This is a genomic window from Pseudoroseomonas cervicalis, from assembly GCF_030818485.1.
Classification (GTDB): domain Bacteria; phylum Pseudomonadota; class Alphaproteobacteria; order Acetobacterales; family Acetobacteraceae; genus Pseudoroseomonas; species Pseudoroseomonas cervicalis_A.
Genome location: NZ_JAUTAJ010000004.1, coordinates 3,006,882 through 3,029,200, shown reverse-complemented (window position 1 = coordinate 3,029,200; position 22,319 = coordinate 3,006,882). Strand labels below are relative to the sequence as shown.

22 protein-coding genes are annotated in these 22,319 nt (G+C 71.7%); 9 read left to right on the top strand and 13 right to left on the bottom strand.

Annotated features, from left to right (window positions below):
• Positions 1-115: 115 nt before the first annotated feature.
• On the bottom strand, positions 116-808 hold the full coding sequence (locus tag QE401_RS18120; protein ID WP_307139528.1) for a thiamine phosphate synthase: 693 nt from the start codon (positions 806-808) through the stop codon (positions 116-118).
• Positions 809-811: 3 nt separating this feature from the next.
• Between QE401_RS18120 and QE401_RS18115 the strand changes: the two genes are divergently transcribed.
• The 3 genes from QE401_RS18115 to QE401_RS18105 all read left to right on the top strand — a co-directional run bounded on the left by QE401_RS18115 (position 812) and on the right by QE401_RS18105 (position 4,189).
• Entirely contained in the window at positions 812-1,483 is a 672-nt protein-coding gene (locus QE401_RS18115; protein ID WP_307139527.1) for a YggS family pyridoxal phosphate-dependent enzyme, read from the top strand.
• A gap of 103 nt (positions 1,484-1,586) precedes the next feature.
• A complete protein-coding gene (locus QE401_RS18110) occupies positions 1,587-2,933 on the top strand; it encodes an LLM class flavin-dependent oxidoreductase (protein WP_307139526.1) in 1,347 nt (448 codons plus the stop codon).
• Positions 2,934-3,178: 245 nt separating this feature from the next.
• Positions 3,179-4,189 (top strand): Bug family tripartite tricarboxylate transporter substrate binding protein, encoded by a 1,011-nt coding sequence (locus tag QE401_RS18105; protein ID WP_307139525.1) that lies wholly within the window; start codon positions 3,179-3,181, stop codon positions 4,187-4,189.
• A 52-nt stretch (positions 4,190-4,241) separates the two neighbouring features.
• Here the strand turns inward: QE401_RS18105 and QE401_RS18100 are convergent, their stop codons facing one another.
• The 7 genes from QE401_RS18100 to QE401_RS18070 form a co-directional block, all read right to left on the bottom strand.
• Positions 4,242-4,541 (bottom strand): putative quinol monooxygenase, encoded by a 300-nt coding sequence (locus QE401_RS18100; protein WP_307139524.1) that lies wholly within the window; start codon positions 4,539-4,541, stop codon positions 4,242-4,244.
• A 288-nt stretch (positions 4,542-4,829) separates the two neighbouring features.
• Positions 4,830-5,696, bottom strand: coding sequence for a ParB/RepB/Spo0J family partition protein (locus QE401_RS18095; RefSeq protein WP_307139523.1), 867 nt, complete (start codon positions 5,694-5,696; stop codon positions 4,830-4,832).
• Positions 5,693-6,535: a ParA family protein gene (locus QE401_RS18090; RefSeq protein ID WP_373461459.1), complete on the bottom strand. Its 843-nt coding sequence runs from the start codon at positions 6,533-6,535 to the stop codon at positions 5,693-5,695. The genes QE401_RS18095 and QE401_RS18090 overlap by 4 nt, the downstream gene beginning before the upstream one ends.
• Positions 6,489-7,109, bottom strand: coding sequence for a 16S rRNA (guanine(527)-N(7))-methyltransferase RsmG (gene rsmG, locus QE401_RS18085; RefSeq protein ID WP_307139521.1), 621 nt, complete (start codon positions 7,107-7,109; stop codon positions 6,489-6,491). Before rsmG ends, QE401_RS18090 begins: the two co-directional genes overlap by 47 nt.
• Entirely contained in the window at positions 7,106-8,977 is a 1,872-nt protein-coding gene (gene mnmG / locus QE401_RS18080) for a tRNA uridine-5-carboxymethylaminomethyl(34) synthesis enzyme MnmG (RefSeq protein WP_307139520.1), read from the bottom strand. Before mnmG ends, rsmG begins: the two co-directional genes overlap by 4 nt.
• Positions 8,978-9,085: 108 nt before the next feature.
• Positions 9,086-10,399: a tRNA uridine-5-carboxymethylaminomethyl(34) synthesis GTPase MnmE gene (mnmE, locus tag QE401_RS18075; RefSeq protein ID WP_307140272.1), complete on the bottom strand. Its 1,314-nt coding sequence runs from the start codon at positions 10,397-10,399 to the stop codon at positions 9,086-9,088.
• A 160-nt stretch (positions 10,400-10,559) separates the two neighbouring features.
• Positions 10,560-10,913: a (2Fe-2S) ferredoxin domain-containing protein gene (locus QE401_RS18070; RefSeq protein WP_307139519.1), complete on the bottom strand. Its 354-nt coding sequence runs from the start codon at positions 10,911-10,913 to the stop codon at positions 10,560-10,562.
• A 130-nt stretch (positions 10,914-11,043) separates the two neighbouring features.
• On the opposite strand from QE401_RS18070, the gene QE401_RS18065 reads away from it, so the two are divergent.
• Together QE401_RS18065 and QE401_RS18060 are read left to right on the top strand one after the other, a co-directional pair.
• The gene (locus QE401_RS18065; protein ID WP_307139518.1) at positions 11,044-11,514 is read left to right on the top strand and encodes a methylated-DNA--[protein]-cysteine S-methyltransferase; all 471 of its coding nucleotides are present in this window, start codon (positions 11,044-11,046) and stop codon (positions 11,512-11,514) included.
• Complete coding sequence (locus tag QE401_RS18060) at positions 11,511-12,488, top strand: quinone oxidoreductase family protein (protein ID WP_307139517.1); 978 nt, start codon at positions 11,511-11,513, stop codon at positions 12,486-12,488. The genes QE401_RS18065 and QE401_RS18060 overlap by 4 nt, the downstream gene beginning before the upstream one ends.
• A 62-nt stretch (positions 12,489-12,550) precedes the next feature.
• Here QE401_RS18060 and QE401_RS18055 read toward each other — a convergent pair whose 3' ends face one another.
• From QE401_RS18055 to hemH, 5 genes are all read right to left on the bottom strand, one after another.
• Positions 12,551-13,312: a GNAT family N-acetyltransferase gene (locus QE401_RS18055; RefSeq protein WP_307139516.1), complete on the bottom strand. Its 762-nt coding sequence runs from the start codon at positions 13,310-13,312 to the stop codon at positions 12,551-12,553.
• A 424-nt stretch (positions 13,313-13,736) separates the two neighbouring features.
• Positions 13,737-15,011, bottom strand: coding sequence for a transcription termination factor Rho (gene rho / locus QE401_RS18050; protein WP_271136557.1), 1,275 nt, complete (start codon positions 15,009-15,011; stop codon positions 13,737-13,739).
• Between the two features lie 300 nt (positions 15,012-15,311).
• Complete coding sequence (gene hemJ / locus QE401_RS18045) at positions 15,312-15,761, bottom strand: protoporphyrinogen oxidase HemJ (RefSeq protein ID WP_271136558.1); 450 nt, start codon at positions 15,759-15,761, stop codon at positions 15,312-15,314.
• Entirely contained in the window at positions 15,761-16,438 is a 678-nt protein-coding gene (locus QE401_RS18040) for an HAD family hydrolase (protein ID WP_307139515.1), read from the bottom strand. Before QE401_RS18040 ends, hemJ begins: the two co-directional genes overlap by 1 nt.
• Entirely contained in the window at positions 16,438-17,508 is a 1,071-nt protein-coding gene (gene hemH, locus QE401_RS18035; protein WP_307139514.1) for a ferrochelatase, read from the bottom strand. The genes QE401_RS18040 and hemH overlap by 1 nt, the downstream gene beginning before the upstream one ends.
• Before the next feature lie 172 nt (positions 17,509-17,680).
• Here hemH and QE401_RS18030 point away from each other — a divergent pair, with 172 nt between their 5' ends.
• The 4 genes from QE401_RS18030 (at position 17,681) to dnaJ (ending at position 22,159) form a co-directional block, all read left to right on the top strand.
• Complete coding sequence (locus QE401_RS18030) at positions 17,681-18,265, top strand: nucleotide exchange factor GrpE (RefSeq protein WP_373461458.1); 585 nt, start codon at positions 17,681-17,683, stop codon at positions 18,263-18,265.
• 16 nt (positions 18,266-18,281) lie between these two features.
• Entirely contained in the window at positions 18,282-18,833 is a 552-nt protein-coding gene (locus QE401_RS18025; RefSeq protein WP_307139512.1) for a GNAT family N-acetyltransferase, read from the top strand.
• A gap of 133 nt (positions 18,834-18,966) precedes the next feature.
• Positions 18,967-20,895 (top strand): molecular chaperone DnaK, encoded by a 1,929-nt coding sequence (gene dnaK / locus QE401_RS18020; RefSeq protein WP_307139511.1) that lies wholly within the window; start codon positions 18,967-18,969, stop codon positions 20,893-20,895.
• A 106-nt stretch (positions 20,896-21,001) separates the two neighbouring features.
• A complete protein-coding gene (gene dnaJ / locus QE401_RS18015) occupies positions 21,002-22,159 on the top strand; it encodes a molecular chaperone DnaJ (RefSeq protein ID WP_307139510.1) in 1,158 nt (385 codons plus the stop codon).
• The last annotated feature ends 160 nt before the right edge of the window (positions 22,160-22,319 follow it).

Sequence of the window (22,319 nt, the reverse complement as noted above, 5' to 3'; positions counted from 1 at the left end):
ATCCTCCTCACGCGCCGACCTCTGGTGGCCGGCAGGTCCCGCGGCCCCCTGTCCCCCTCGACAGGTGTCCGCCCAAGAAAAAGCGGACCGGTCAGGCCATGCGGCGGACTATGGTTCAGGCGGATTGGACCGGGCAATGCTCCGCTTGGCTGCTCCGCGACTTCATTGAAACACTGTGTCCTGGGCGCAACAGAGCGGTGATGGCGGCCAGGCCACAGCAGGGGGGCGGCAGCCGCCCCGCGGTTCCCGGCACGATGCCGCCCAGCGCCGCCACCGGCCGCCCGGCCCGCCGCGCCAGCGCCGCCCAGCGCCAGGGGCCGAGCGAGGGCGCGCCGGGATGGCTCGGCGTCGGGAAGGCCGGGGAGAGGAAGACCAGATCGGCGCCGAGTCGCCGGGCCCGGCGCAGCCCGGCCGGGCCATGCGCGGCGCAGCTCAGCAGCGCCCAGGGGGCGCCGGCGCGGCGCGCCGCCAGGAAGGCCAGCAGGCCGGAACCCGCCGGGCGGTCCGGCCAGTGCAGCCCGGCGCGCAGCCGCAGCGCGCCGCGCGCATCGCCGCCCAGCAGCAAGGGGCCGCGACCGCGGCGCTGCCGCGCCAGGGCGGGCAGCAGCGCCGGCGCCACGCCGCGCGCCACCACCCCGGCGCCGCGCGGCAGCGCCGCCGCCGCGGCGCGCGGGTCGGGCAGGCGCAGCGGATCGCTGAACAGCCACAGCCGCGGCAGCCAGCCCCGAGTCGCGCCCTGCCCGGCCGCGCCGCGCTTTCCCGCCCGCTGCCGCTTGAGCCGCAGCACCGCCCCCCCTACCGTCCGCACGCCATGTCCTCCATCGCCGACAATCTCAAGCGCATCCAGGACCGCATCGCCAGTGCCGCCGCCCGAGCCGGGCGCGCGGAGGGCAGCGTGCGGCTGGTCGCCGTCTCCAAATTCCACCCCGCCGAGGCGGTGGCCGAGGCGCTCGCCGCCGGCCAGGCCCTGTTCGGCGAGAATCGCGTGCAGGAGGCGGCGGGCAAGTTCCCGGGCCTGCGCGCGGACCATCCGGCGCTGCGGCTGCACATCATCGGCGCGCTGCAGACCAACAAGGCGCGCGACGCGGTGCGCATCGCCGATGTCATCGAGAGCCTGGACCGGCCGAAGCTGGCCGCGACGCTCGCCGAGGCGATGCGGCGCGAGGGCCGCCGCCCTGCCCTGCTGGTGCAGGTGAATATCGGGCGGGAGCCGCAGAAGGCCGGCATCGACCCCGCGACCCTGGACGATTTCATCGCCGAATGCCGCGAGGCGCATGGGCTGCCGATCGAGGGGCTGATGTGCATCCCCCCCGCCGAGGGTGACCCCAACCCGCATTTCGCCGCGCTGCGGGACGCGGCGGCGCGACTCGGGCTGCCCAGCCTGTCGATGGGCATGAGCGGCGATTTCGAGGCCGCCATCGCCCATGGCGCCACCCATGTGCGGGTGGGCACCGCCATCTTCGGCGAGCGTCACACACCTTAAATAGGGCGCGGCCCCGCCGAGTCGGGGCGGCGCAGAAAAGCCTCGTTTGCTGGAAAATTATCCACCATAGTGGACGAACTTTCCGCCGAACGGAGCCCGCCCCATGCCGCGCCTGCTGCATTTCAACGCCTTCGACATGGCCTGCATCGGCCATATCCAGCAGGGGATGTGGACGCATCCGCGCGATGCCAGCCTGAACTATCACCGGCTGGACTATTGGACGGGCCTGGCCCGCACGCTGGAGCGCGGGCTGTTCGACGGGCTGTTCCTGGCCGATGTGCTGGGCATCTACGATGTCCATGGCGGCAGCCCGGATGCGGCGCTGCGCGGCGCGGTGCAGGTGCCGCTGCTGGACCCCGCCCTGCTGGTGCCGGCCATGGCGGCGGCGACCAGCCATTTGGGCTTCGGCATCACCTGCAACCTGGCCTATGAGCAGCCCTTCCTCTTCGCGCGCCGCATGTCGACGCTGGACCACCTGACCGGCGGGCGGATCGGCTGGAACATCGTCACCGGCTATCTGGACAGCGCCGCCCGCGCCATGGGCTTCGACCGGCAGATGGCGCATGACGACCGCTACGACCTGGCCGATGAGTATATGGAGGTGGTCTACAAGCTGTGGGAAGGCAGCTGGGACCAGGATGCGGTCCGCGCCGACCGCGCCGCCGGCCTCTATGCCGATCCCGCCAGGGTGCGCCCGGTGCGCCACCAGGGGCGGCAATACCAGCTGGACGCCATCCATCTCTGCGAGCCCTCGCCGCAGCGCACGCCGGTGCTCTACCAGGCCGGCGCTTCCGACCGCGGGCGGCGCTTCGCGGCCACCCATGCCGAATGCGTCTTCGTCAATGGCGGCAAGCCGGAGCCGGTGGCGGCGCTGGTGGCCGATCTGCGCGCCCGCGCCGGCGCCCGGACGCTAAAGGTCTTCGCCGGCGCCACCGTGGTGGTCGGCCGCACCGAGGCCGAGGCGCGCGACCTGCTGGAGGAATATCGCCGCCATGCCAGTGTCGAGGGCGCGCTGGCGCATGCCGCCGCCTCGCTCGGCATCGATTTCTCCAGGTATGGGATGGACGAACCGATCGAGACCGGGCCAGGCCAGGCGATCCAGTCCAATGTCACCGCCATGAAGCAGGCGGCGGGGCCGGTCTTCACCAAGCGCCGGCTGATCGACCAGTTCGTCCTCGGCAGCCGCCAGCCGCCCATCACCGGCAGCGCCGAGCAGGTGGCCGAGCGGCTGCTGGGCTGGGCCGAGGCCGCCGATGTGGATGGCTTCAACCTCTCCCGCACCGTGATGCCGGAGGGGCTGGAGAGCTTCGTCGAGCTGGTGGTGCCACTTCTGCAGGAGCGCGGCGCCTACAAGACGGAATATGCCCCTGGCACCTATCGCGAGAAGCTGTTCGGCGCCGGGCCGCGCTTGGCGGCGCCGCACCCGGCCGCCGGCTTCCGCGCCGGCTGAGGGCCGGGCCGCCCTTCCCCCGGCACTTCGCCTGGCGGGCCCTGCCCGGGCCAGCCAGCCCCCCCGGGCTGCATCGCGACGGGCCCGGGCGCGCCCGGACCGGCCGGGGGGGCATGCGGCCCTCTCCTTCTCCTCTCTCGCGGATCGCGCATTTCCGCTTGGCCTGGCCGGTCGGGCGGCGCAGGCTTGTGCTGTCCACTGTTGACAATGCACCGGGCCTCCAGAGCCCGGGCGGGAGGAGATCCATGCTGCCACGCCGCCCCCTGCTTGGCGGGCTTGCCGCCGCGCCGCTGCTCGGCCCCGCCGCCGCCCTCGCGCAAGGGCGCGGCCCGGCCGCCGGCGGTGCCGAGGCCAGCGACTACCCCAACCGCAGCGTCACCATGCTGGTGGGCTTCGCCCCCGGCGGCGGCACCGACATCATCGCGCGGCTGCTGAACCCGGCGCTGCAGGCCTCGCTGGGCCAGCCGGTGGTGGTGGAGAACCGCCCCGGCGCCAGCGGCACCGTCGCCGCCGCCACCGCATCCCGCGCGCGGCCGGATGGCTACACGCTGGTGATGGGCACGGTCAGCACCCAGGCCGTGGTGGCGCCGCTGATGCGCCCGCCGCCCTATGACCAGATGCGCGATTTCACGCCCATCGCGCTGGCCGGCACCGTGCCGCTGGTGGCCATCGTGCCGGCCAACGCGCCCTATCGCGACCTGGCCGGGCTGCTGGCCTATGCCAAGGCGAATCCGGGCAAGCTGAACTACGCCTCCTCCGGCGTCGCCACGCAGCAGCATCTGGCGGCCGAGATGCTGTGCCAGGCCAGCGGCGTCAGCATGACGCATGTGCCCTATCGCGGCACGGGCGCGGTGGTGAACGACCTGCTGGCCGGCACGCTGGACCTGGCCATCGACACCATGCCGACCCATCTGCCGCATTTGCGCGCCGGCAGCACAAGGGCGCTGGCGGTGACCACGCCGGAGCGTGTCGCCGCCCTGCCGGATGTGCCGACCGTGGCGGAGAGCGGCCATCCGGGCTTCGCCATCACCGTCTGGTACATGCTGCTGGGCCCGGCCGGGCTGCCCGCCCCGGTGGTGCGGCGCTGGGAGACGGCGATGCGCGACGCCCTGGCCCAGCCCGAGCTGCGCCGCCGCATCGAGGAAGCCGGCTTCCTGCCCGGCCATGGCGGCGCCGAGGAGGCGGCCGCCCTGGTGCGGCAGGAGGCCGAGCGCTACGGCGCCCTGGTGCAGCGCGCCAATATCCGCATGGATTAGCCCGGCGGGCGGGGGGGCGTGCTCCCCCCCTGCCCCGGCCGGGCCGCCGCCCTCAGGCCTCGTTCAGCACATGGATGGCGCGGTGGGCGACGATGTCCCGGGTGCGGGTGCCGAAGGCCTTCATATGCGGCGCGGCGGCATGCGCGGCCAGCGCCGCGGGGCTGGCCCATTTCTCGACCACCACCACACTGTCCGGGCCGAAGCTGGCCGGGCTCTCGGCGGCGGGCACGGCCAGGTTGTATTCGATGCAGCCTTCCTCGGCCCGCACCGCCGGCAGGTTCTCGTGGAAGGCGGCCAGCAGCGCGGCGCGCTGGCCGGGCTGCGCGGTCAGCACGGCGATGACATGGATCATGCTTGTCTCTCTCCCCAGAGGCGCTTCAGGCGCGCCCTGGGCAGGCTAGGGCCGGAACGCGCCGGGCGGAATTGCCCGGGCGGCGAATTTCTGGAGCGCGGCCCCTGCCCCAGGCTGGCCCTGCCAGACCGGAGGTTGGCGAGGCTGGGCCGGGCCAGCCGGGGCCGCTCCGGCCGAGGCAGGGCAGCGGTCCCGCCCGCCCGGCAGAACGCCTCCTCCCGAGGGCCTTCCGGACCCCGGTGCGGGCTGGGAGCAGCCCTGGGCGCCGCGCCTCGCCCGGCCTGCCGTTCAGGAGGGGGAGAGCAGCCGCACCAGCCCGTCCAGCTGGTCCAGATCCTTGTAGGCGATGGTCACCTTGCCGCCCTTGCGGCCATGCTTGATGGCCACCTTCAGCCCCAGCCGGGTCATCAGGTCGCGCTCCAGCGCGCGGGTGTCGGCATCCGGGCTGACCGGGCCGGCGGCGGCGGGCTTCAGCTTCTCGGCGGTGGCGACCAGCGCCTCGGTCTGGCGGACATTCAGGCCGCGGGTGATGACCATCTCGGCCAGCTTCACCGGGTCCGGCGCCGTCAGCAAAGCGCGGGCATGGCCGGCGGAGAGGCTGCCGCGCGCCAGCATGTCGCGCACCTTGGGCGGCAGGGAAAGCAGGCGCAGCGTGTTGGCCACATGGCTGCGGCTCTTGCCCACCGCCTGGCCGAGCGCGTCCTGGGTCAGGCCGAATTCCTCGGTCAGGCGCTTGTACCCTTGGGCTTCCTCCAGCGCGTTCAGATCCTCGCGCTGCAGATTCTCGACCAGGGCGGCGGCCAGGGCGGCGCGGTCGTCCAGCTCATGGACATAGACCGGCACCTCATGCTTCTGCGCCAGCTGGGCGGCGCGCCAGCGGCGCTCCCCGCCGATGATCTGGTAGCTGCCCGGGGCGCCGGGCTTCGGGCGCACCAGGATCGGCTGCAGCACGCCATGCTCGCGGATCGAGGCGGCGAGCTCGGCCAGGCCGGACTGGTCGATCGGCCCGCGCGGCTGGAAGGGGCCGGGCTCGATCGCCTCGACCGGCAGGCTGCGCGGGATGGAGGCGCCGGGGCTGGCCGGCGTCACCGCATTCTGGTCGCCCAGCAGGGCGGAAAGCCCCATGCCCAGGCGGGGCGGCTTGCGTCCACTCATGCGGCCTTGCTCCCCCGCGCGCGCTCGCGCCGCAGCAACTCCGCGGCCAGTTTGATATAGGCCTGCGCCCCGGTGGAGCGCGGATCGTAGAGCAGTACCGGCAGGCCGTGCGACGGCGCCTCGCTGACGCGGATGTTGCGCGGCACCACCGTGTCGAAGACCTTGTCGCGGAAGAAGGCGCGGACATCGGCCGCCACCAGCTCCGAGAGGTTGTTGCGGCGGTCGAACATGGTCAGCACGATGCCGTCGAGGGCCAGCGCCGGGTTCAGCACCCGCCGCACCCGGTCGATGGTGCGGGTGATCTGCGAGACGCCCTCGAGCGCGAAGAACTCGGTCTGCAGCGGGATCAGCACCGATTCCACCGCCACCAGCGCGTTCAGCGTCAGCAGGCCGAGCGAGGGCGGGCAGTCGATCAGGATGAAGTCGAAGCCCTTCAGCGTGTCGGCCGCCGCCTCCAGCGCCAGGCGCAGCCGGTGCTCGCGTTGCTCCATGCCGACCAGCTCGATCTCCGCCCCGGCCAGGTCGTTGTCGGCCGGCAGCAGCATCAGGTCGGGCACCTTGGTCGGCCGCATCAGCTCGGCCAGCGGCTTCTGGCCGACCAGCAGGGCGTAGGAGCCGGCGCCGCGCTCGGCGCGCGGCAGGCCAAGGCCGGTGGAGGCATTGCCCTGCGGATCGAGGTCGATGACCAGAACCCGCTTCTTGGTGGCCAGCGCGGTCGCCAGGTTGATGGCGGTGGTGGTCTTGCCCACCCCGCCCTTCTGGTTGGCGAGCGCGATGCGGCGCAGGGAGGTCTTAGGCGCCGACACGGCGGAGTCCGGAGAGTTTGAGGATGGTGGCATCGGGGTCGGTCATGCTCTTGAACCGCTGCACCGCCATTGTCCAGCCCGGTTGCGCCGCCGCCAGCTCGGCCTCGGCATTGCGGCCCTTGGGAAAGATCGCGACGCCCTCGGGCGCCAGCAGGCGCTCGGCCCAGGGCAGCATCTTTTCCAGCGGCGCCAGGGCGCGGGCGGTCAGCACGGCGATGGGCGGCAGGGCGACGGCCTCGATGCGCTCGGCATGCACCTTCACATGGGACAGGCCCAGCTCGGCGGCGGCGGCCTGGAGGAAGGCGGATTTGCGCCGGTCGGATTCGACGAGATGGACGGGGCGCGTCACGGCGATGGCCAGGACCAGGCCGGGAAAGCCGCCGCCGGAGCCGAGATCGGCCATCGGGCCGTCTCCCTCCGGCAGCAGGGGCAGGAGCTGCATGGAGTCGGCGATGTGGCGCTGGCGCAGCACAGCGGGGTCGCTGCTGGCCACCAGATTGATGCGGGCATTCCAGCGCAGCAGCAGCGTCAGGAAGGCGTCCAGCCGCGCCTCTGTTTCACGTGAAACGGCCAGGCTCGGCACGGTGTCGATCAGATCCTGTTTCACGTGAAACGCTCCTGCCGGCGGCGAAGATGGACGGCCAGCGCGGCGAGTGCCGCCGGGGTGATGCCGGGCACCCGCCCTGCCCCGCCCAGGGTCTCGGGCTGCGCCGTTTCCAGCCGCTGCTTCATCTCATTGCTCAAGCCCGGAATGGCAGAGAAGTCCAGCCCGCGCGGAATGGCCAGCCGCTCCTCCCGCTCCAGCAGGCGCAGCTCGGCCGCCTGCCGCTCCAGATAGGGGGCGTAGAGCGCCTCGGCCTCCAGCTGGGCCCGCACGCCTTCGGGCAGCTCGTTCAGCCAGGGGAAGGCCTGGGCCACCGCCTCGCCCGGCACCTCGGGCAGCGCCAGCACCTCGAGCAGGCTGCGCCAGCGGCCATCCTGGTTGATCGGGATGCCAGCGGATTGCAGCGCGGCCGGGGTGCCACCCTCGGCCCGTGCGCGGGCCAGCGCGTCCGCCACACCAGCGGCAAACGCCCGGAAACGGGCGGCACGCTCCGGCCCCACCACGCCCCAGGCGATGCCCTTCTCCGTCAGCCGCAGGCCGGCATTGTCGGCCCGGAGCGCCAGCCGGTGCTCGGAGCGGGCGGTCAGCATGCGGTAGGGCTCCGTCACCCCCTGCAGCACGAGATCGTCCACCATGACGCCGAGATAGGCCTCGGTCCGCGCCAGCACGCGCCCCTCGGCATCGCCGCCGGCGAGCGCCGCGGCATTGATGCCGGCCAGCAGCCCCTGGGCGGCGGCCTCCTCATAGCCCGTGGTGCCGTTGATCTGCCCGGCCAGGAACAGGCCCGGCACGGCGCGCAGCTCCAGCGTCGGGCGCAGGGCGCGCGGGTCGACATGGTCGTATTCGATGGCGTAGCCGAGGCGCAGGATCTCCGCCCGCTCCAGCCCCGGGATGGTGGCGATGAAGCCGCGCTGCACATCCTCCGGCAGGCTGGTGGAGATGCCGTTGGGGTAGATGGTGGGGTCGTCCAGCCCCTCGGGCTCCAGGAAGATCTGGTGCCGCTCCCGCCCGGCGAAGCGGGTGATCTTGTCCTCGATGGAGGGGCAGTAGCGCGGCCCCGCGCCCTGGATCTGCCCGGAATGGATCGGCGCCCGGTGCAAATTGGCGCGGATCAGCGCATGGCCTTCCGGGGTGGTGGCGGTGATGCCGCATTGCACCTGGCGGTTGGTGATGCGTTCCGTCATCCAGGACAGCGGCTCGGGCGCCTCGTCGCCCGGCTGCATCTCCAGCCCCGCCCAGTCGATGGTGCGGCCATCGAGGCGCGGTGGCGTGCCGGTCTTCAGCCGGCGCATCGGCAGGCCCAGCGCCTCGAGCGCCAGCGCCAGGCCGATGGAGGGCGCATCCCCCACCCTTCCGGCGGGGCGGCGGGTCTCGCCGATATGGATCTCGCCGCGCAGGAAGGTGCCGGTGGTGATGATGGCGGCGCCGCAGGCGATGCGGGTGCCACCCTCGGTCAGCACCGCGACGACGCGGCCGGAGGCGTCGCGTTCCAGCCCGCCGGCGGCCTCGGCGCGCAGGGTCAGGCCGGGCTGGGCGGCGAGCAGGGACTGGATGGCGCGGCGGTAGAGGGCGCGGTCCGCCTGGGCGCGGGGGCCGCGCACGGCGGGGCCCTTGCTGCGGTTCAGCAGCTTGAAATGGATGCCGGCCAGGTCGGCGGCGCGGCCGATCAGCCCGTCCAGCGCATCGACCTCGCGCACCAGGTGCCCCTTGCCCACGCCACCGATGGCGGGGTTGCAGGACATCTCGCCCAGGGTCTCGATCCGGTGGGTCAGCAGCAGGGTGCGGGCGCCGCAGCGCGCGGCGGCGGCGGCGGCTTCGGTGCCGGCGTGCCCGCCGCCGATCACCACCACATCAAAGGAGTTCTCGCGCATGCGCGCCCTATAGCAGCCGCGCGGGATGCCTGCTCCACCAAACTGATGGCGGGGCCCGGGGGGACCCTGTCCCCCCGGCGGGGTGCAGGGGCAGAGCCCCTACCCTTTTCATTTCCCGATACAGAAATCCCCGAACACCACGTCCAGCACCTGCTCCACGCCCACCCTTCCGGTGAGCCGCCCCAGGCTCCGCAGGGCCGCCCTGAGCGACTCGGCGGCGATTTCCGGCAGTGGCGCGCGCTGGGCTTCTTCGAGCCAGGCCACCGCCTCCCCCAGCGCCGCGCGGTGGCGGGGCCGGGTCAGGCTGGCTTCCTCGCTGAGGCCGGCGCGGGATTGCGCCTCGCGCTCCAGCAGGCTGCGCAGCGCGTCCAGGCCCGTGCCATCCCGCGCCGAGAGGGCGATGGGCGGGATGCCGCCGATGGTCGCGGGCGCCGGCGCCAGATCCACCTTGTTCGCCACCACCACCGTGCCTGGGCGCAGCAGGGACAGCGTCTCCGCATCCGGCGCCGCGTCGGCGGCGAAGAGGGCAATGACCAGATCCGCCTCCTCCGCCCGGCGGCGGGCGCGGCGCACGCCCTCGGCCTCGATCTCGTCCGGCGTGTCGCGCAGCCCGGCGGTGTCGGCCAGCAGCACCGGCACGCCGCCCAGGTCCAGCCGCACCTCCACCACGTCGCGCGTGGTGCCGGCGCGGGACGAGACGATCGCCGCCTCCCGCCCCGCCAGCGCGTTCAGCAGGGAGGATTTCCCGGCATTGGGCGCGCCGATGATGGCGGCCCATAGCCCCTCGCGCAGCCGCTCCCCGCGCCCGCCATCGGCCAGATGCGCGCCGATCTCGGCGGCCAGGGTGGCGGCGCCCTGGCGGACCTCCTCCTCCAGCTCGTTCGGGATGCCGTCCTCGGCGAATTCGATGCTGGCCTCCTGATGGGCCAGCAGGCGGGTGAGACGCTCGCTCCAGCCGGCATAGCGGGCGGCCAGCGCGCCACCCGCCTGGCGCAGCGCCTGGCGGCGCTGGGCGGCGGTCTCGGCGTCGATCAGGTCGGCGATGCCCTCGGCGGCGGTCAGATCCAGGCGGCCATTGAGGAAGGCGCGGCGGGTGAACTCCCCGGGCTCGGCCGGGCGGGCGCCGCAGGCCAGCAGGGCGCCGGAGACGCCCTCCAGCACGGCGCGGCCGCCATGCAGGTGGAGTTCCGCCGAATCCTCGCCGGTGTAGCTGCGGGGGGCGGGGAACCAGAGCAGCAGCGCCTCGTCCAGCAGCTCGCCCGTCTCCGGATGGTGCAGGCGGCGCAGGCTGGCCTGGCGCGGGCGCGGCAGGCGGCCGGCCAGGCGGGTCAGGATCGGGCCGGATCCGGGGCCGGAGAGGCGCAGCAGGGAGATCGCGGCGCGCCCGGCGCCGGAGGCGAGGGCGAAGATGGTGTCGGACAGGGGCTTCACTCCGGGCGAGGCCAGGGAGGGCGCCGCCCTCCCTGGACCCTCCCGCCGGGGTGGCAGGGCCACCCCGGACCCCGCCATCAGAAGGCGGGGTCTGGGGGGACCCTGTCCCCCCAGCGGGGGTCCAGGGGGCGGCGCCCCCTGGCCAGGCCTCTCAGCCTTTCGCCACCACATCCTTCTCCGTGAGCATCAGCCGCCGGGCGCGGCCGCCCTCGACCAGATGCGCCTGCAGGATCTCGTCCACATCCTCGCGCGTCTCGGCGCGGTACCAGATGCCCTCAGGGTAGATGACGATGACCGGGCCGAACTCGCAGCGGTCCAGGCAGCCAGCCTGGTTCACGCGGATGCCCTGCAGCCCCAGCTCCTTGGCGCGGGCCTTCATGTAGTCCTTCAGCGCCTCGCTGCCCCGCGCGGCGCAGGAGCCGCGGCGATGGCCATCGGGGCGGCGGTTGCAACAGACGAAGAGATGGGCCTGGAAATAGGGCGGCGGATCGGCGGGCTGGGTCACGGGGGATCTCCTCTGCCCTTCATGTAGCCCTGCCCCCGCCCCCGGGCCAGGGTGACAGAGGGCGCGGCAAAGGGGCCTCCCGCCGCTTCGCCCTTGACGCTGCCGGCGGAGCGTGTCGAATCGCGCCCGCATGCCGCAGCTTTCCTTCCTCACCCCCCTCGGCACGCTCACTTTGTCCGAGGAGGACGGAGCGATCGTGGCGCTGGATTGGGGGCGTGGCCGCGACCAGGAGGAGACCCCCCTGCTGATCGCCGCCCGCGACCAGGTCCAGGACTATTTCGACGGCCAGCGGACGAGCTTCGATCTGCCCCTGGCCCCCTATGGCTCGGCCTTCCAGCAGAAGGTCTGGGCCGCGCTGCGCGACATCCCCAGCGGGGAGACACGCAGCTATGCCGAGCTGGCCACCACCATCGGCTCCATCGCGCGCGCGGTGGGCCAGGCCAACCGCGCCAATCCGATCCCCATCATCATCCCCTGCCACCGCGTGATCGGCGCGGGCGGAAAGCTGGGCGGCTTCTCGGGGGGCGAAGGTGCCGCCACGAAGCGCTATCTTCTCGACCTCGAACGTCGCACCCTGCGTCAGCAAGGAACGCTCCTATGAACCATGCCATCCGCATTCATGAACATGGCGGCCCGGAGAAGATGGTGTGGGAGGAGGTGCCCCTGCCCGCCCCCAAGCCGGATGAGGTGCTGGTCCGCCATGGCGCCGTCGGGCTGAACTATATCGACGTCTATTTCCGCACCGGGCTGTACAAGCTGCCCTCCCTGCCCGCGACGCTCGGCATGGAAGCCGCCGGCCGGATCGAGGCGGTGGGCAGCGAGGTGACGGGCCTGTCCATCGGCGACCGCGTCGCCTACGCCATGGCGCCGATCGGCGCCTATTGCGAGGCGCGCACCATCAAGGCCGACCGGCTGGTGAAGCTGCCGGATGGCATCGACGATGTCACCGCCGCCGGCATGATGCTGCAGGGCATGACGGCGCAGTACCTGCTGCGCCGCACCTATCCGGTGAAGCCGGGCGAGACCATCCTGGTGCATGCCGCGGCCGGCGGCGTGGGCCTGATCATGTGCCAATGGGCCAAGCAGCTGGGCTGCACCGTCATCGGCACCGTCTCCACCCCCGAGAAGGCCGAGCTAGCCCGCGCCCATGGCGCCGACCATGTGCTGATCTCCGGCCAGGACGACCTGGCGGCACGGGTGAAGGAGATCACCTCCGGCGCCATGCTGCCGGTGGTCTATGACAGCGTGGGCAAGGACACCTTCACCGCCTCGCTGGACTGCCTGGCGCCGCTCGGGATGATGGTGTCCTACGGCAATGCCTCGGGCGCCGTGCCGCCGGTGGAGATCGGCATCCTGGCCGCCAAGGGCTCGCTCTTCCTGACCCGCCCGACGCTGGCGACCTACACCGCCAAGCATGCCGATCTGGTGGCGACCGCCACCGACCTCTTCTCGGTGGTGCTGTCGGGCGCGGTGAAGATCGAGGTCAACCAGACCTATGCGCTGAAGGACGCGGCCGAGGCCCACCGCGCCCTGGAAGGCCGCAAGACCACCGGCAGCACGGTTTTTATCCCCTGAAGGCGGGGTCCGGGGTGGCCCTGCCACCCCGGCGGGGTTCGGGGCAGCGCCCCGAGCTTTCTTCAGTTTTTCGGCAAGAAATACCGGTAGCGGTAGATCTCCCGCATCCCCAGCCGCTCATAGACGCTGCGGGCTGGGGTGTTGCCGGCGGACACCTGCAGCCACCCGGTCAGCGCCCCCTGCTGCTGCCCCCAGGCTGCCCCGGCGGCGACCAGCCGCCCGCCCAGCCCCTGGCGGCGGAATTCCGGCGCCGTGGCGATGTCGAAGAACCCGACGAGCTGCCCGTCGGAGGCCACCTGCCCCACCGCCGCCGGCCTTCCCTCGACCCGCAGCAGCAGCCAGGCTGCCGGCAGCAACATCATCTGCACCGCCTGCCGCTTCTCCGCCCGGCGCGCCTCGGTCTGGTAGTCGGCGGTGGACAGGACAGCGAACCATTCCTCGCTCGGGCCGTCGAGCAGTTCCACCGCCGCATCCGGCGCCGCGAAGCCGGAGAGCGGCCCGGCCATCACCAGCGACTCATCCTTCTCGGCATAGCCGCGGGCCAGCAGCGCCTCCTCCAGCCCCGGCGGGTCCAGCGGCGTGGAGCGGAAGCGCGGCGGCAGGCCGATCTTGGCATAGGCCGCCTCGATGCGGTCCAGCCGCGCCGCCAGCCCGCCATCCTGCGCCGGATCCAGGGAGCTGACCGCATTGGCCCGCCCGGTGCCGCCCAGGAAGGCGCGCAACAGGAACGGCCCATCGAACGCCGTTCGCAGCGCCGGCACCGCGCTGTGCGAGGCCCGCTCCAGCTCCGCCACCGATACGCCCTGCCAGGATTTGCCCTGCATCCGGTTCGCCGCTCCGCCTTGGTCGAGTGTGGGCGAAAGCCTAACCGGCCCCGTGGCGCTGACCAGCGCGGCCAAGGAAGGGCTGCCACGCGGGAGGGAAAGGAAGGGCAGATATGAAAAAGGCCCGGGGAAATGAATTCCCCTTTTTTCTGTCAGGCTGCCGCCATCTGCCGGCCAGGTGGGCCGCGCCACTCAGCCGGGGCACACCCGGCGCAGTGCAGCGTCCCGCCTCTCCACCCGACGGCGGCAGCCCGAAAGAAAAGTGGGCCGCGCCACTCAGCCGGGGCAACCCGGCGCAGTGCAGCGTCCCGCTTCTCAACCGGACAGCGGCAGCCCGAAAGAAAAGGCCGCGACGCTCAGCCGGGGCACACCCGGCGAAACGCAGCGGCCCGCTTCTCAACCGGACGGCGGCAGCCCGAAAGAATCAGGTATTCATGGCGTCGAAGAAGTCCTGGTTGGTCTTGCTGTACTTCAGCTTGTCCAGCAGGAACTCCATCGCGTCCTGGGTGCCCATCGGGTTCAGGATCCGCCGCAGCACCCACATCTTGGTCAGCGTCGCACGGTCGATCAGCACCTCTTCCTTGCGGGTGCCGGACTTGGTGATGTCGATCGCCGGGAAGACGCGCTTGTCGGAAAGCTTGCGGTCGAGGATGAGCTCGGAGTTGCCGGTGCCCTTGAACTCCTCGAAGATCACCTCGTCCATGCGGCTGCCCGTGTCGATCAGGGCGGTCGCGATGATGGTGAGGCTGCCGCCCTCTTCGATGTTGCGCGCCGCGCCGAAGAAGCGCTTCGGCCGCTGCAGGGCGTTGGCGTCCACGCCGCCCGTCAGCACCTTGCCCGAGGAGGGCACGACCGAGTTGTAGGCGCGGCCGAGGCGCGTGATGGAGTCGAGCAGGATGACAACGTCACGCTTGTGCTCGACCAGGCGCTTGGCTTTCTCCAGCACCATCTCGGTGACCTGCACATGGCGGGTCGCCGGCTCGTCGAAGGTGGAGGCCACGACCTCGCCCCGCACGGTGCGGGCCATGTCGGTGACCTCTTCCGGACGCTCGTCGATCAGCAGGACGAGGAGGAAGACATCCGGGTGATTCAGGCTGATGCTGCGGGCGATGTTCTGCAGCATCACCGTCTTGCCGGTGCGCGGCGGCGCCACGACCAGGGCGCGCTGGCCCATGCCGATCGGGGCCACCAGGTCGATGACGCGGGGGGTGTAGTCCTTCTGCATCCCCTTCGCGACGCTCTCGAACTCCGAATTCTCCATCTTCAGGCGACGGGTCGGGTAGAGCGGCGTGAGGTTGTCGAAGTTGATGCGGTGCCGCAGCGCCTCGGGCGGCTCGAAATTGACGGTGTTGATCTTCAGCAGTGCGAAGTAACGCTCCCCGTCCTTCGGCGCGCGGATCTGCCCCTCCACCGTGTCGCCGGTGCGCAGGCCGAAGCGGCGCACCTGGGCCGGGGAGACATAGATGTCGTCGGGCCCCGGCAGGTAGTTCGACTGCGGCGAGCGCAGGAAGCCGAAGCCGTCCGGCAGGATCTCCAGCGTCCCATCGCCATGGATCGCCTGATCATTCTCCGCCAGCTGCTTCAGGATCGCGAACATCATGTCCTGCTTGCGCAGGGTGGAGGCGTTCTCGATCTGCAGGGACTCGGCGAAGGCGAGCAGGTCGGCGGGGCTCTTGGCCTTGAGTTCAGAAAGATGCATGGGTCGGACGCATTCCGTTCCGGCGGGAGGCGCGGGACATGTCCGCGGGGCGGGCGCATGGCCCACCGGCGGGCCGGCGCCGCGGAATGCGCAGCCGGCCATGTCCCGGATCAGGAGGAGGGAGTCTCGGCGCCAGAAAGATCCCGCCCGGGGGACCGGGCAGCGGCCTGTCTCACGCCATCGACGGGAAGCGCCGCAACGCTAGGGGCGCGCAGCCTGTTCCGTCAATGGGCGATCTGGGGGTTTTCACACTCCGTTTCAAGGATCTGCGGCGCCCCTCTTTGGGCGGGCGCGCGCGATTCAGAAAGGCTTCACGATCACCATGATGACGATGAGGATCAGCAGCAGCGTCGGCACCTCATTGGCGACCCGCCACCAGCGCTCGCTGCGCCGGTTGCGGTCCTCGGCGAAGGCCTTCCGCCCGCCGCTCAGCACATGGTGGAACACCGTCATGCCGAGCAGCCCGGCGAGCTTGCCGTGCCACCAGCCGGCCTTCCAGTCGACCACGCCCGGCGTCAGCACCAGGGTCAGGCCGAAGATCCAGGCGGCGATCATCGCCGGGTTCATGATGGCGCGCAGCAGGCGGCGCTCCATCACCTTGAACAGCTCCGACTGGGCCGAGCCGGCGGCCGCCTGGGTGTGGTAGACATAGAGCCGCGGCAGGTAGAACAGCCCCGCCATCCAGGCGAAGACCGAGATCAGGTGCAGCGACTTCACCCAGGGGTACCAGGGCACCAGCGCGTCGAACATCAGGCGGCTCCCAGCAGTGCCGGCAGCTCGTCCATGTGGCGGAAGGGCTCGGCGCCCTGGGCGCGCAGCAGCGCCTCCGGCATCTCCCAGACCAGCGCCAGCACGCGGCAGCCGGCGGCGCGGCCGGCGCGGATGCCGGGCAGGCTGTCCTCCACCACCACGCACTCCTCCGGCGCGGCGCCGCAGGCCGCCGCCGCCGCCTCATACATGTCCGGATAGGGCTTCGGCCGCGCCACATCCTCGAAGGAGAAGACCCGCCCCTCGAACAGCTCGGCGATGCCGAGCCGGCCGAGCTTGGCCCGCAGCTCGGAGCGCGAGGAGTTGGAGGCGCAGGCGATCGGCAGCCCCGCCGCGCGCAGCCGGCGCAGCGTGTTCAGGGCGCCGGGCACCGCCACCACGTCGCGCGCCATGCGCTCGGTCAGGCGGGCGGCGAGCAAAGCGGGCCAGTTCTCCGGCAGCCGGCCGAAGCGCTGCTCGATCAGCGGCATCATGTCCGGCACGGCGCGGCCGAGGAAGACGTCCTGGCATTCCTCGGGCGAGACCGGCCAGAAGCGCTCCGACAGATCCTCCGACACCACCATGGCGGCCAGCGCCTCGCTGTCGGCCAGCACGCCGTCGCAATCGAACAGCACGGCCTTGGGGCGGGTGATGGAGGCGGACATCAGGGGGCTGGGCATCAGGCGGCGCTCCGGGCGCGGGCATGCGGGCAGTCGCCATGCTGTTTCGGGCATTGCCGCCCGCCGGCGAAGGAGCAGAGCGTGCGGTTGCCGCCGCGCACCCGCCGCACCAGCCCGGCCAGCGCCGCGATGAAGCCCTCATCGCTGTTCTGCGCCGGCACCCGGAAATAGCCGGGAATGCCGAGCTTGTGGGCCAGCTCCTGGTATTCGACGTCGAGCTCCACCAGCGTCTCGGAATGCTCGGAGACGAAGGCGATGGGGCAGACCAGCACCGCCACCTTCTCCTTCGCCGCATGCTCCAGCGCCTCCTCGGTGGAGGGGCCGATCCATTTCTGCGGCGTCACCCGCGACTGGTAGCAGACGGAATGGTCGAGCCCGGGGATGTCGAGCTGCCCGACCACGGCGGCGACGCTGCGCTCCACCTGCCACTGATAGGGGTCGCCGCGCTTGACGATGCTCTCCGGCAGGCCGTGGGCGGAGAACAGGATGCGCAACGGCACCTCGGCCGGCAGCTCGGCCCGGGCCTTGTCGTAGGAGGATTGCACCAGGGCGGCGGTGGCGCGGGCGAAGCCTTCATCCGAATGCCAGCAGCACAGCGTCTTGCTCGGCAAATCGAGCCCGACCTTGGCGCAGGCCGCCTTCCAGTCGTCGATCGAGGAGCCGCTCGTGGTGGTGGAATATTGCGGGTAGAGCGGCAGCAGGATCGCCTCATCGGCGCCCCATGCCTTCACCTCGCGCGCCGTCGCCTCGGCGAAGGGGTGCCAGTAGCGCATGGCCACGAAGCAGCGCGCCTCCATCTCCGGCGCCAGCGCCGCCTGCAGCGCCTGCCCCTGGGCGATGGTCAGCTCCAGCAGCGGCGATTTGCCGCCGAGGATGGCGTAGTTCTCGCTGGCCGCCTTGGTGCGGCGGGCGGCGATGAACTTGCCCAGCGGCCAGCGCAGCAGCTTGGGCAGCCGCACGATGGCGGGGTCGAGGAACAGGTTCTCGAGGAAGGGCCGCACCGCCTCCGGGGCGTCGGGACCTCCCAGGTTGAACAGGATGATGGCGACGCGGGGACGGTGCTCGGACATGCGCTTGCAGATGCCATGCCGGGGGCTGCGGTCAAGGTCAAAGCCGGTGAAATGCCGCCCTCACCGCGCCCCTTCCGGCACGCAGGGCGGCCCTGCGCCGGGCCGCGGCTTCCTTGCTCTTGCAGGCGCTCTTCCCTAGGTGATGGGCAAAGCGGGCTTGTGGCCCTGCGCCATGACTGAAAAGATTGATTCCGACATGACCGACCAGAGCAACCCGACAGCGCCCCATCCCGAGACCCAGCCGACCCCGGAGCAGCCGGCCGACGCGCTGGCGCGGCTGGCCGAGCTGGAGGCGGAGAACGCCCAGCTGAAGGATCGCTGGCTGCGCTCCGAGGCGGAGATGCAGAATCTGCGCACCCGCACCAAGCGCGAGGTGGAGGAGGCGCGCGCCTTCGCCGTGCAGAAATTCGCCCGCGACGTGGTCGAGGCGGCGGAGAATCTGCGCCGCGGCCTGGACGCCCTGCCCCCGGCCCAGGAGGGCGAGGCCGAGCTGCTGGCCAAGCTGCGCGGCGGCTTCGAGGGGGTCGAGCGCGCCTTCCTCTCGATCCTGGAGCGCAACGGCGTCACCAAGCACGACGCCACCGGCAAGCCCTTCGACCCGGAGCTGCACCAGGCGATGGCGCAGCAGCCGCCGCCGGAGGGGGTCGCCGCCGGCACGGTGATCCAGGCCTGGACCCCGGCCTGGACGCTGAATGGCCGCCTGCTGAAGCCGGCCATGGTGGTGGTGGCGGGCGAGGGCGTCTCCGAAACCGCCTGATGCCCCAGATCCGCTGATGCTTGAGCCCGGGCCGATCCTGCCGGCGCAGCACCCCGCGCTGCTGGCGCTGAACAACCTGCATGCCGAGGCGGTGAACGCGCTGGACGCCGCCGGCTTCGCCGCGCTCTGCCAGGCCGCCCTCTGGACCGGGGCGCTGTGGCAGGGCGGGCGGCCGCTGGGCTTCCTGATCGCGCTGCAGCCCGGCGGGCCGGCGACCGGGCCGAACCATGGCTGGATGCAGGCCAACCGCCCCGGCGCCGCCTATATCGACCGTGTCGTGGTCGACGCGGCGGCGCAGGGCCAGGGCACCGGCCGCGCCCTCTACGCCGCGCTCGCCGCGGCGGCGCTGCAGGCGGGGCTCGCGGAGCTGGGCTGCGAGGTCAATCTGGACCCGCCCAACCCGGCCAGCATGGGCTTCCACACCCGCCTCGGCTTCGCCCCTGTCGGCGAGGCCACCGACCCGCGCAACGGCAAGGTGGTGCGGTATCTGGCGGCGCCGGCCGCGCCCCTGACTGCACATTTTTTGCGCAGCCCCGATCAACGCCCTTGTCCGGCGGGCCAGGGCTGAATACATCGCTGGCAGAACCGACCGGCCGTGGTTTCAGGCCGGACGGCAATCCCCAGATCGCCTGATGAGCAGAGAGGGGATGGGCGCGGCGCCGGGATGAGGGCCGCCCCCATCCGCCAGGAGGAGAACTCGGATGAGCAAGGTTATCGGCATCGACCTCGGCACCACCAATAGCTGCGTCGCCATCATGGAAGGCGGCGATGTGAAGGTGCTGGAGAACGCCGAAGGCGCGCGCACGACGCCGTCCATGGTGGCGTTTGCCAAGAATGGCGAGCGCCTGGTGGGCCAGGCCGCGAAGCGCCAGGCGGTGACCAACCCGACCGACACCCTGTTCGCCGTGAAGCGCCTGATCGGCCGCCGCTTCGACGACAAGATGGTGCAGAAGGAGGCGGGCCTCGCCCCCTTCAAGATCATCCGCGCCGACAATGGCGATGCCTGGGTCGAGGCCGGCGGGCAGAAGCAGGCGCCGCAGCAGATCAGCGCCAACATCCTGACCAAGATGAAGGAGACCGCCGAGGCCTATCTCGGCGAGAAGGTGACGCAGGCCGTCATCACCGTCCCCGCCTACTTCAATGACAGCCAGCGCCAGGCGACCAAGGAGGCGGGCGCCATCGCCGGCCTCGAGGTGCTGCGCATCATCAACGAGCCGACCGCCGCGGCGCTGGCCTATGGCATGGACAAGAAGGCCACCGGCACCATCGCGGTCTACGACCTCGGCGGCGGCACCTTCGACGTGTCGATCCTGGAGATCGGCGACGGCGTGTTCGAGGTGAAGTCGACCAATGGCGACACCTTCCTCGGCGGCGAGGATTTCGACCAGCGCGTCATCGACTACCTGGCGGATGAGTTCAAGAAGGAGAACGGGATCGACCTGCGCGGCGACAAGCTCGCCCTGCAGCGCCTGAAGGAGGCGGCCGAGAAGGCGAAGATCGAGCTCTCCTCCGCCAAGCAGACCGAGATCAACCTGCCCTTCATCACCGCCGACGCGTCGGGCCCGAAGCACCTGGTGCTGCAGCTGACCCGCGCCAAGCTGGAGGCGCTGGTCGACGATCTGGTGCAGCGCACGCTCGAGCCCTGCCGCCAGGCGCTGAAGGATGCCGGCCTCTCCGCCGGCGAGGTCGATGAGGTGATCCTGGTCGGCGGCATGACCCGCATGCCCAAGGTCATCGAGGCGGTGAAGCAGTTCTTCGGCAAGGAGCCGGCCCGCAACGTCAACCCGGACGAGGTGGTCGCCATCGGCGCCGCCATCCAGGGCGGCGTGCTGAAGGGCGAGGTCAAGGATGTCCTGCTGCTCGACGTGACGCCGCTCTCCCTGGGTATCGAGACCCTGGGCGGTGTCTTCACCCGGCTGATCGACCGCAACACGACGATCCCGACCAAGAAGAGCCAGACCTTCTCGACGGCCGACGACAACCAGACCGCGGTCACCATCAAGGTGTTCCAGGGTGAGCGCGAGATGGCGGCGGACAACAAGCTGCTGGGCAATTTCGACCTGACCGGCATCGCCCCCGCCCCGCGCGGCGTGCCGCAGATCGAGGTGTCCTTCGACATCGACGCCAACGGCATCGTCTCGGTCAGCGCCAAGGACAAGGCGACCGGCAAGGAGCAGCAGATCAAGATCCAGGCCAAGTCCGGCCTGTCCGACTCCGACATCGAGCGCATGGTGAAGGAGGCGGAGGCCAATTCCGCCGCCGACAAGAAGCGCCGCGAGGCGGTGGAGGCGCGCAACCAGCTCGACGCCCTGATCCACAGCACCGAGAAGACGCTGAAGGAGAATGGCGAGAAGGTCTCGGAGGCCGATCGCGGCGAGGTCGAGGCGGCGCTGGAAGCCGCCCGCTCCGCCAAGGAGGGCGAGGATGCCGAGGCCATCAAGTCGGCGACCGAGCGCCTGGGCGCCGCGGCGATGAAGATGGGCGAGGCGATCTACAAGGCCGCCCCCGCCGAGGAGCCGGCCGCCGGTGCGGCGGGTGGCCAGAGCAGCGCGGGCGACGCCAAGCCCGGCGAGAAGGTGGTCGACGCCGAGTTCGAGGATGTCGACCCCAACAAGAAGAAGCCCAGCTAAGGCGCTCTGCGCTCGGTTGAGCACGCCGCGTTGAGCATGGGCGCCCGGCTTCCCTCGACAGGGCCGGGCGCTCCTTCGTTCCGGAGCTTGGGGGACAGGCCGCACCATGGCCAAGAAGGACTATTACGAGACCCTGGGCGTCGCCCGGGGCGCGAGCGACGAGGACCTGAAGAAGGCCTATCGCAAGCTCGCCATGAAGTACCATCCGGACCGCAACCCGGGTGACAAGGCCGCCGAGGCCTCCTTCAAGGAGGTGAACGAGGCCTATGACGTGCTGAAGGACCCCGAGAAACGCGCCGCCTATGACCGCTTCGGCCATGCCGCCTTCGAGGGTGGCGGCGGCGGTGGCGGGGCCGGCCCCTTCGGCGGCGGCGGGCCCTTCGGCGCGGGCGGCTTCGAGGACATCTTCGCCGAGATGTTCGGCCAGTTCGGCGGCCGCCGCGGCGGCGCCGGGGCCACCGGGCGCGGCGCCGATCTGCGCCAGGACGCTACCATCACCCTGGAAGAGGCCTTCGCCGGCACCCGCAAGACGGTGCGGGTGCAGAGCAGCGTGCAATGCGACGCCTGCGACGGCACCGGCGCCGAGGGCAAGGCGAGCAGCGCGCAATCCACCTGCACCACCTGCGGCGGCGCCGGCAAGGTGCGCGCCCAGCAGGGCTTCTTCCTGATCGAGCGCACCTGCCCCACCTGCGGCGGCACCGGGCGCGTCATCAAGAACCCCTGCAAGGTCTGCCAGGGCGCCGGCCGCGTGCAGCGCGAGCGCACGCTGAACGTCACCATCCCGGCCGGTGTCGAGGACGGCACGCGCATCCGCCTCTCCGGCGAGGGCGAGGCCGGGCTGCGCGGCGCGCCGGCGGGCGACCTCTATGTCGACATCTCGATCCGCCCGCATGCGCTGTTCCAGCGCGACGGCGCCAACATCTATGTCCGCGTGCCGCTGCGCATGACGCAGGCGGCGCTGGGCGGCGCGGTCGAGGTGCCGACCATCGATGGCGGGCGCTCCCGCGTCACCATCCCCGCCGGCACCCAGACGGGCGACCAGTTCCGCCTGCGCGGCAAGGGCTTCTCCGTGCTGCGCTCCGCCGCGCGGGGGGACATGTATGTGCAGGTGGCGGTGGAGACCCCGCAGAACCTCTCGCCGCGCCAGCGCGAGCTGCTGGAGCAGTTCGAGAGCGAGGGCGGCGAGGCCGGCCATCAATCCAGCCCGGAAAGCGAGGGCTTCTTCGCCAAGGTGAAGGAGTTCTGGGACGGGCTCGGGCGGTAAGTATGCTGGGGAGGCTCCGCCTCCCCTACCCCCTCCGCCGGGGTGGCAGGGCCACCCCGGACCCCGCCATCAGATGGCGCCAAACTGATGGCGGGGTCCGGGGGGACCCTGTCCCCCCGGCGGGGTGCAGGGGCAGCGCCCCTGCCCCTTGCGGCCTTCT

Excerpts from the sequence above, each read along its gene's own strand:
- QE401_RS18115 (WP_307139527.1), top strand. The coding sequence starts at position 812 with ATGTCCTCCATCGCCGACAATCTCAAGCGCATCCAGGACCGCATCGCC.
- QE401_RS18110 (WP_307139526.1), top strand. The coding sequence starts at position 1,587 with ATGCCGCGCCTGCTGCATTTCAACGCCTTCGACATGGCCTGCATCGGC.
- QE401_RS18105 (WP_307139525.1), top strand. The coding sequence starts at position 3,179 with ATGCTGCCACGCCGCCCCCTGCTTGGCGGGCTTGCCGCCGCGCCGCTG.
- QE401_RS18100 (WP_307139524.1), bottom strand. The coding sequence starts at position 4,541 with ATGATCCATGTCATCGCCGTGCTGACCGCGCAGCCCGGCCAGCGCGCC.
- QE401_RS18095 (WP_307139523.1), bottom strand. The coding sequence starts at position 5,696 with ATGAGTGGACGCAAGCCGCCCCGCCTGGGCATGGGGCTTTCCGCCCTG.
- QE401_RS18090 (WP_373461459.1), bottom strand. The coding sequence starts at position 6,535 with ATGCCACCATCCTCAAACTCTCCGGACTCCGCCGTGTCGGCGCCTAAG.
- mnmG (WP_307139520.1), bottom strand. The coding sequence starts at position 8,977 with ATGCGCGAGAACTCCTTTGATGTGGTGGTGATCGGCGGCGGGCACGCC.
- QE401_RS18065 (WP_307139518.1), top strand. The coding sequence starts at position 11,044 with ATGCCGCAGCTTTCCTTCCTCACCCCCCTCGGCACGCTCACTTTGTCC.
- QE401_RS18060 (WP_307139517.1), top strand. The coding sequence starts at position 11,511 with ATGAACCATGCCATCCGCATTCATGAACATGGCGGCCCGGAGAAGATG.
- QE401_RS18055 (WP_307139516.1), bottom strand. The coding sequence starts at position 13,312 with ATGCAGGGCAAATCCTGGCAGGGCGTATCGGTGGCGGAGCTGGAGCGG.
- rho (WP_271136557.1), bottom strand. The coding sequence starts at position 15,011 with ATGCATCTTTCTGAACTCAAGGCCAAGAGCCCCGCCGACCTGCTCGCC.
- hemJ (WP_271136558.1), bottom strand. The coding sequence starts at position 15,761 with ATGTTCGACGCGCTGGTGCCCTGGTACCCCTGGGTGAAGTCGCTGCAC.
- QE401_RS18040 (WP_307139515.1), bottom strand. The coding sequence starts at position 16,438 with ATGCCCAGCCCCCTGATGTCCGCCTCCATCACCCGCCCCAAGGCCGTG.
- hemH (WP_307139514.1), bottom strand. The coding sequence starts at position 17,508 with ATGTCCGAGCACCGTCCCCGCGTCGCCATCATCCTGTTCAACCTGGGA.
- QE401_RS18030 (WP_373461458.1), top strand. The coding sequence starts at position 17,681 with ATGACTGAAAAGATTGATTCCGACATGACCGACCAGAGCAACCCGACA.
- QE401_RS18025 (WP_307139512.1), top strand. The coding sequence starts at position 18,282 with ATGCTTGAGCCCGGGCCGATCCTGCCGGCGCAGCACCCCGCGCTGCTG.
- dnaK (WP_307139511.1), top strand. The coding sequence starts at position 18,967 with ATGAGCAAGGTTATCGGCATCGACCTCGGCACCACCAATAGCTGCGTC.
- dnaJ (WP_307139510.1), top strand. The coding sequence starts at position 21,002 with ATGGCCAAGAAGGACTATTACGAGACCCTGGGCGTCGCCCGGGGCGCG.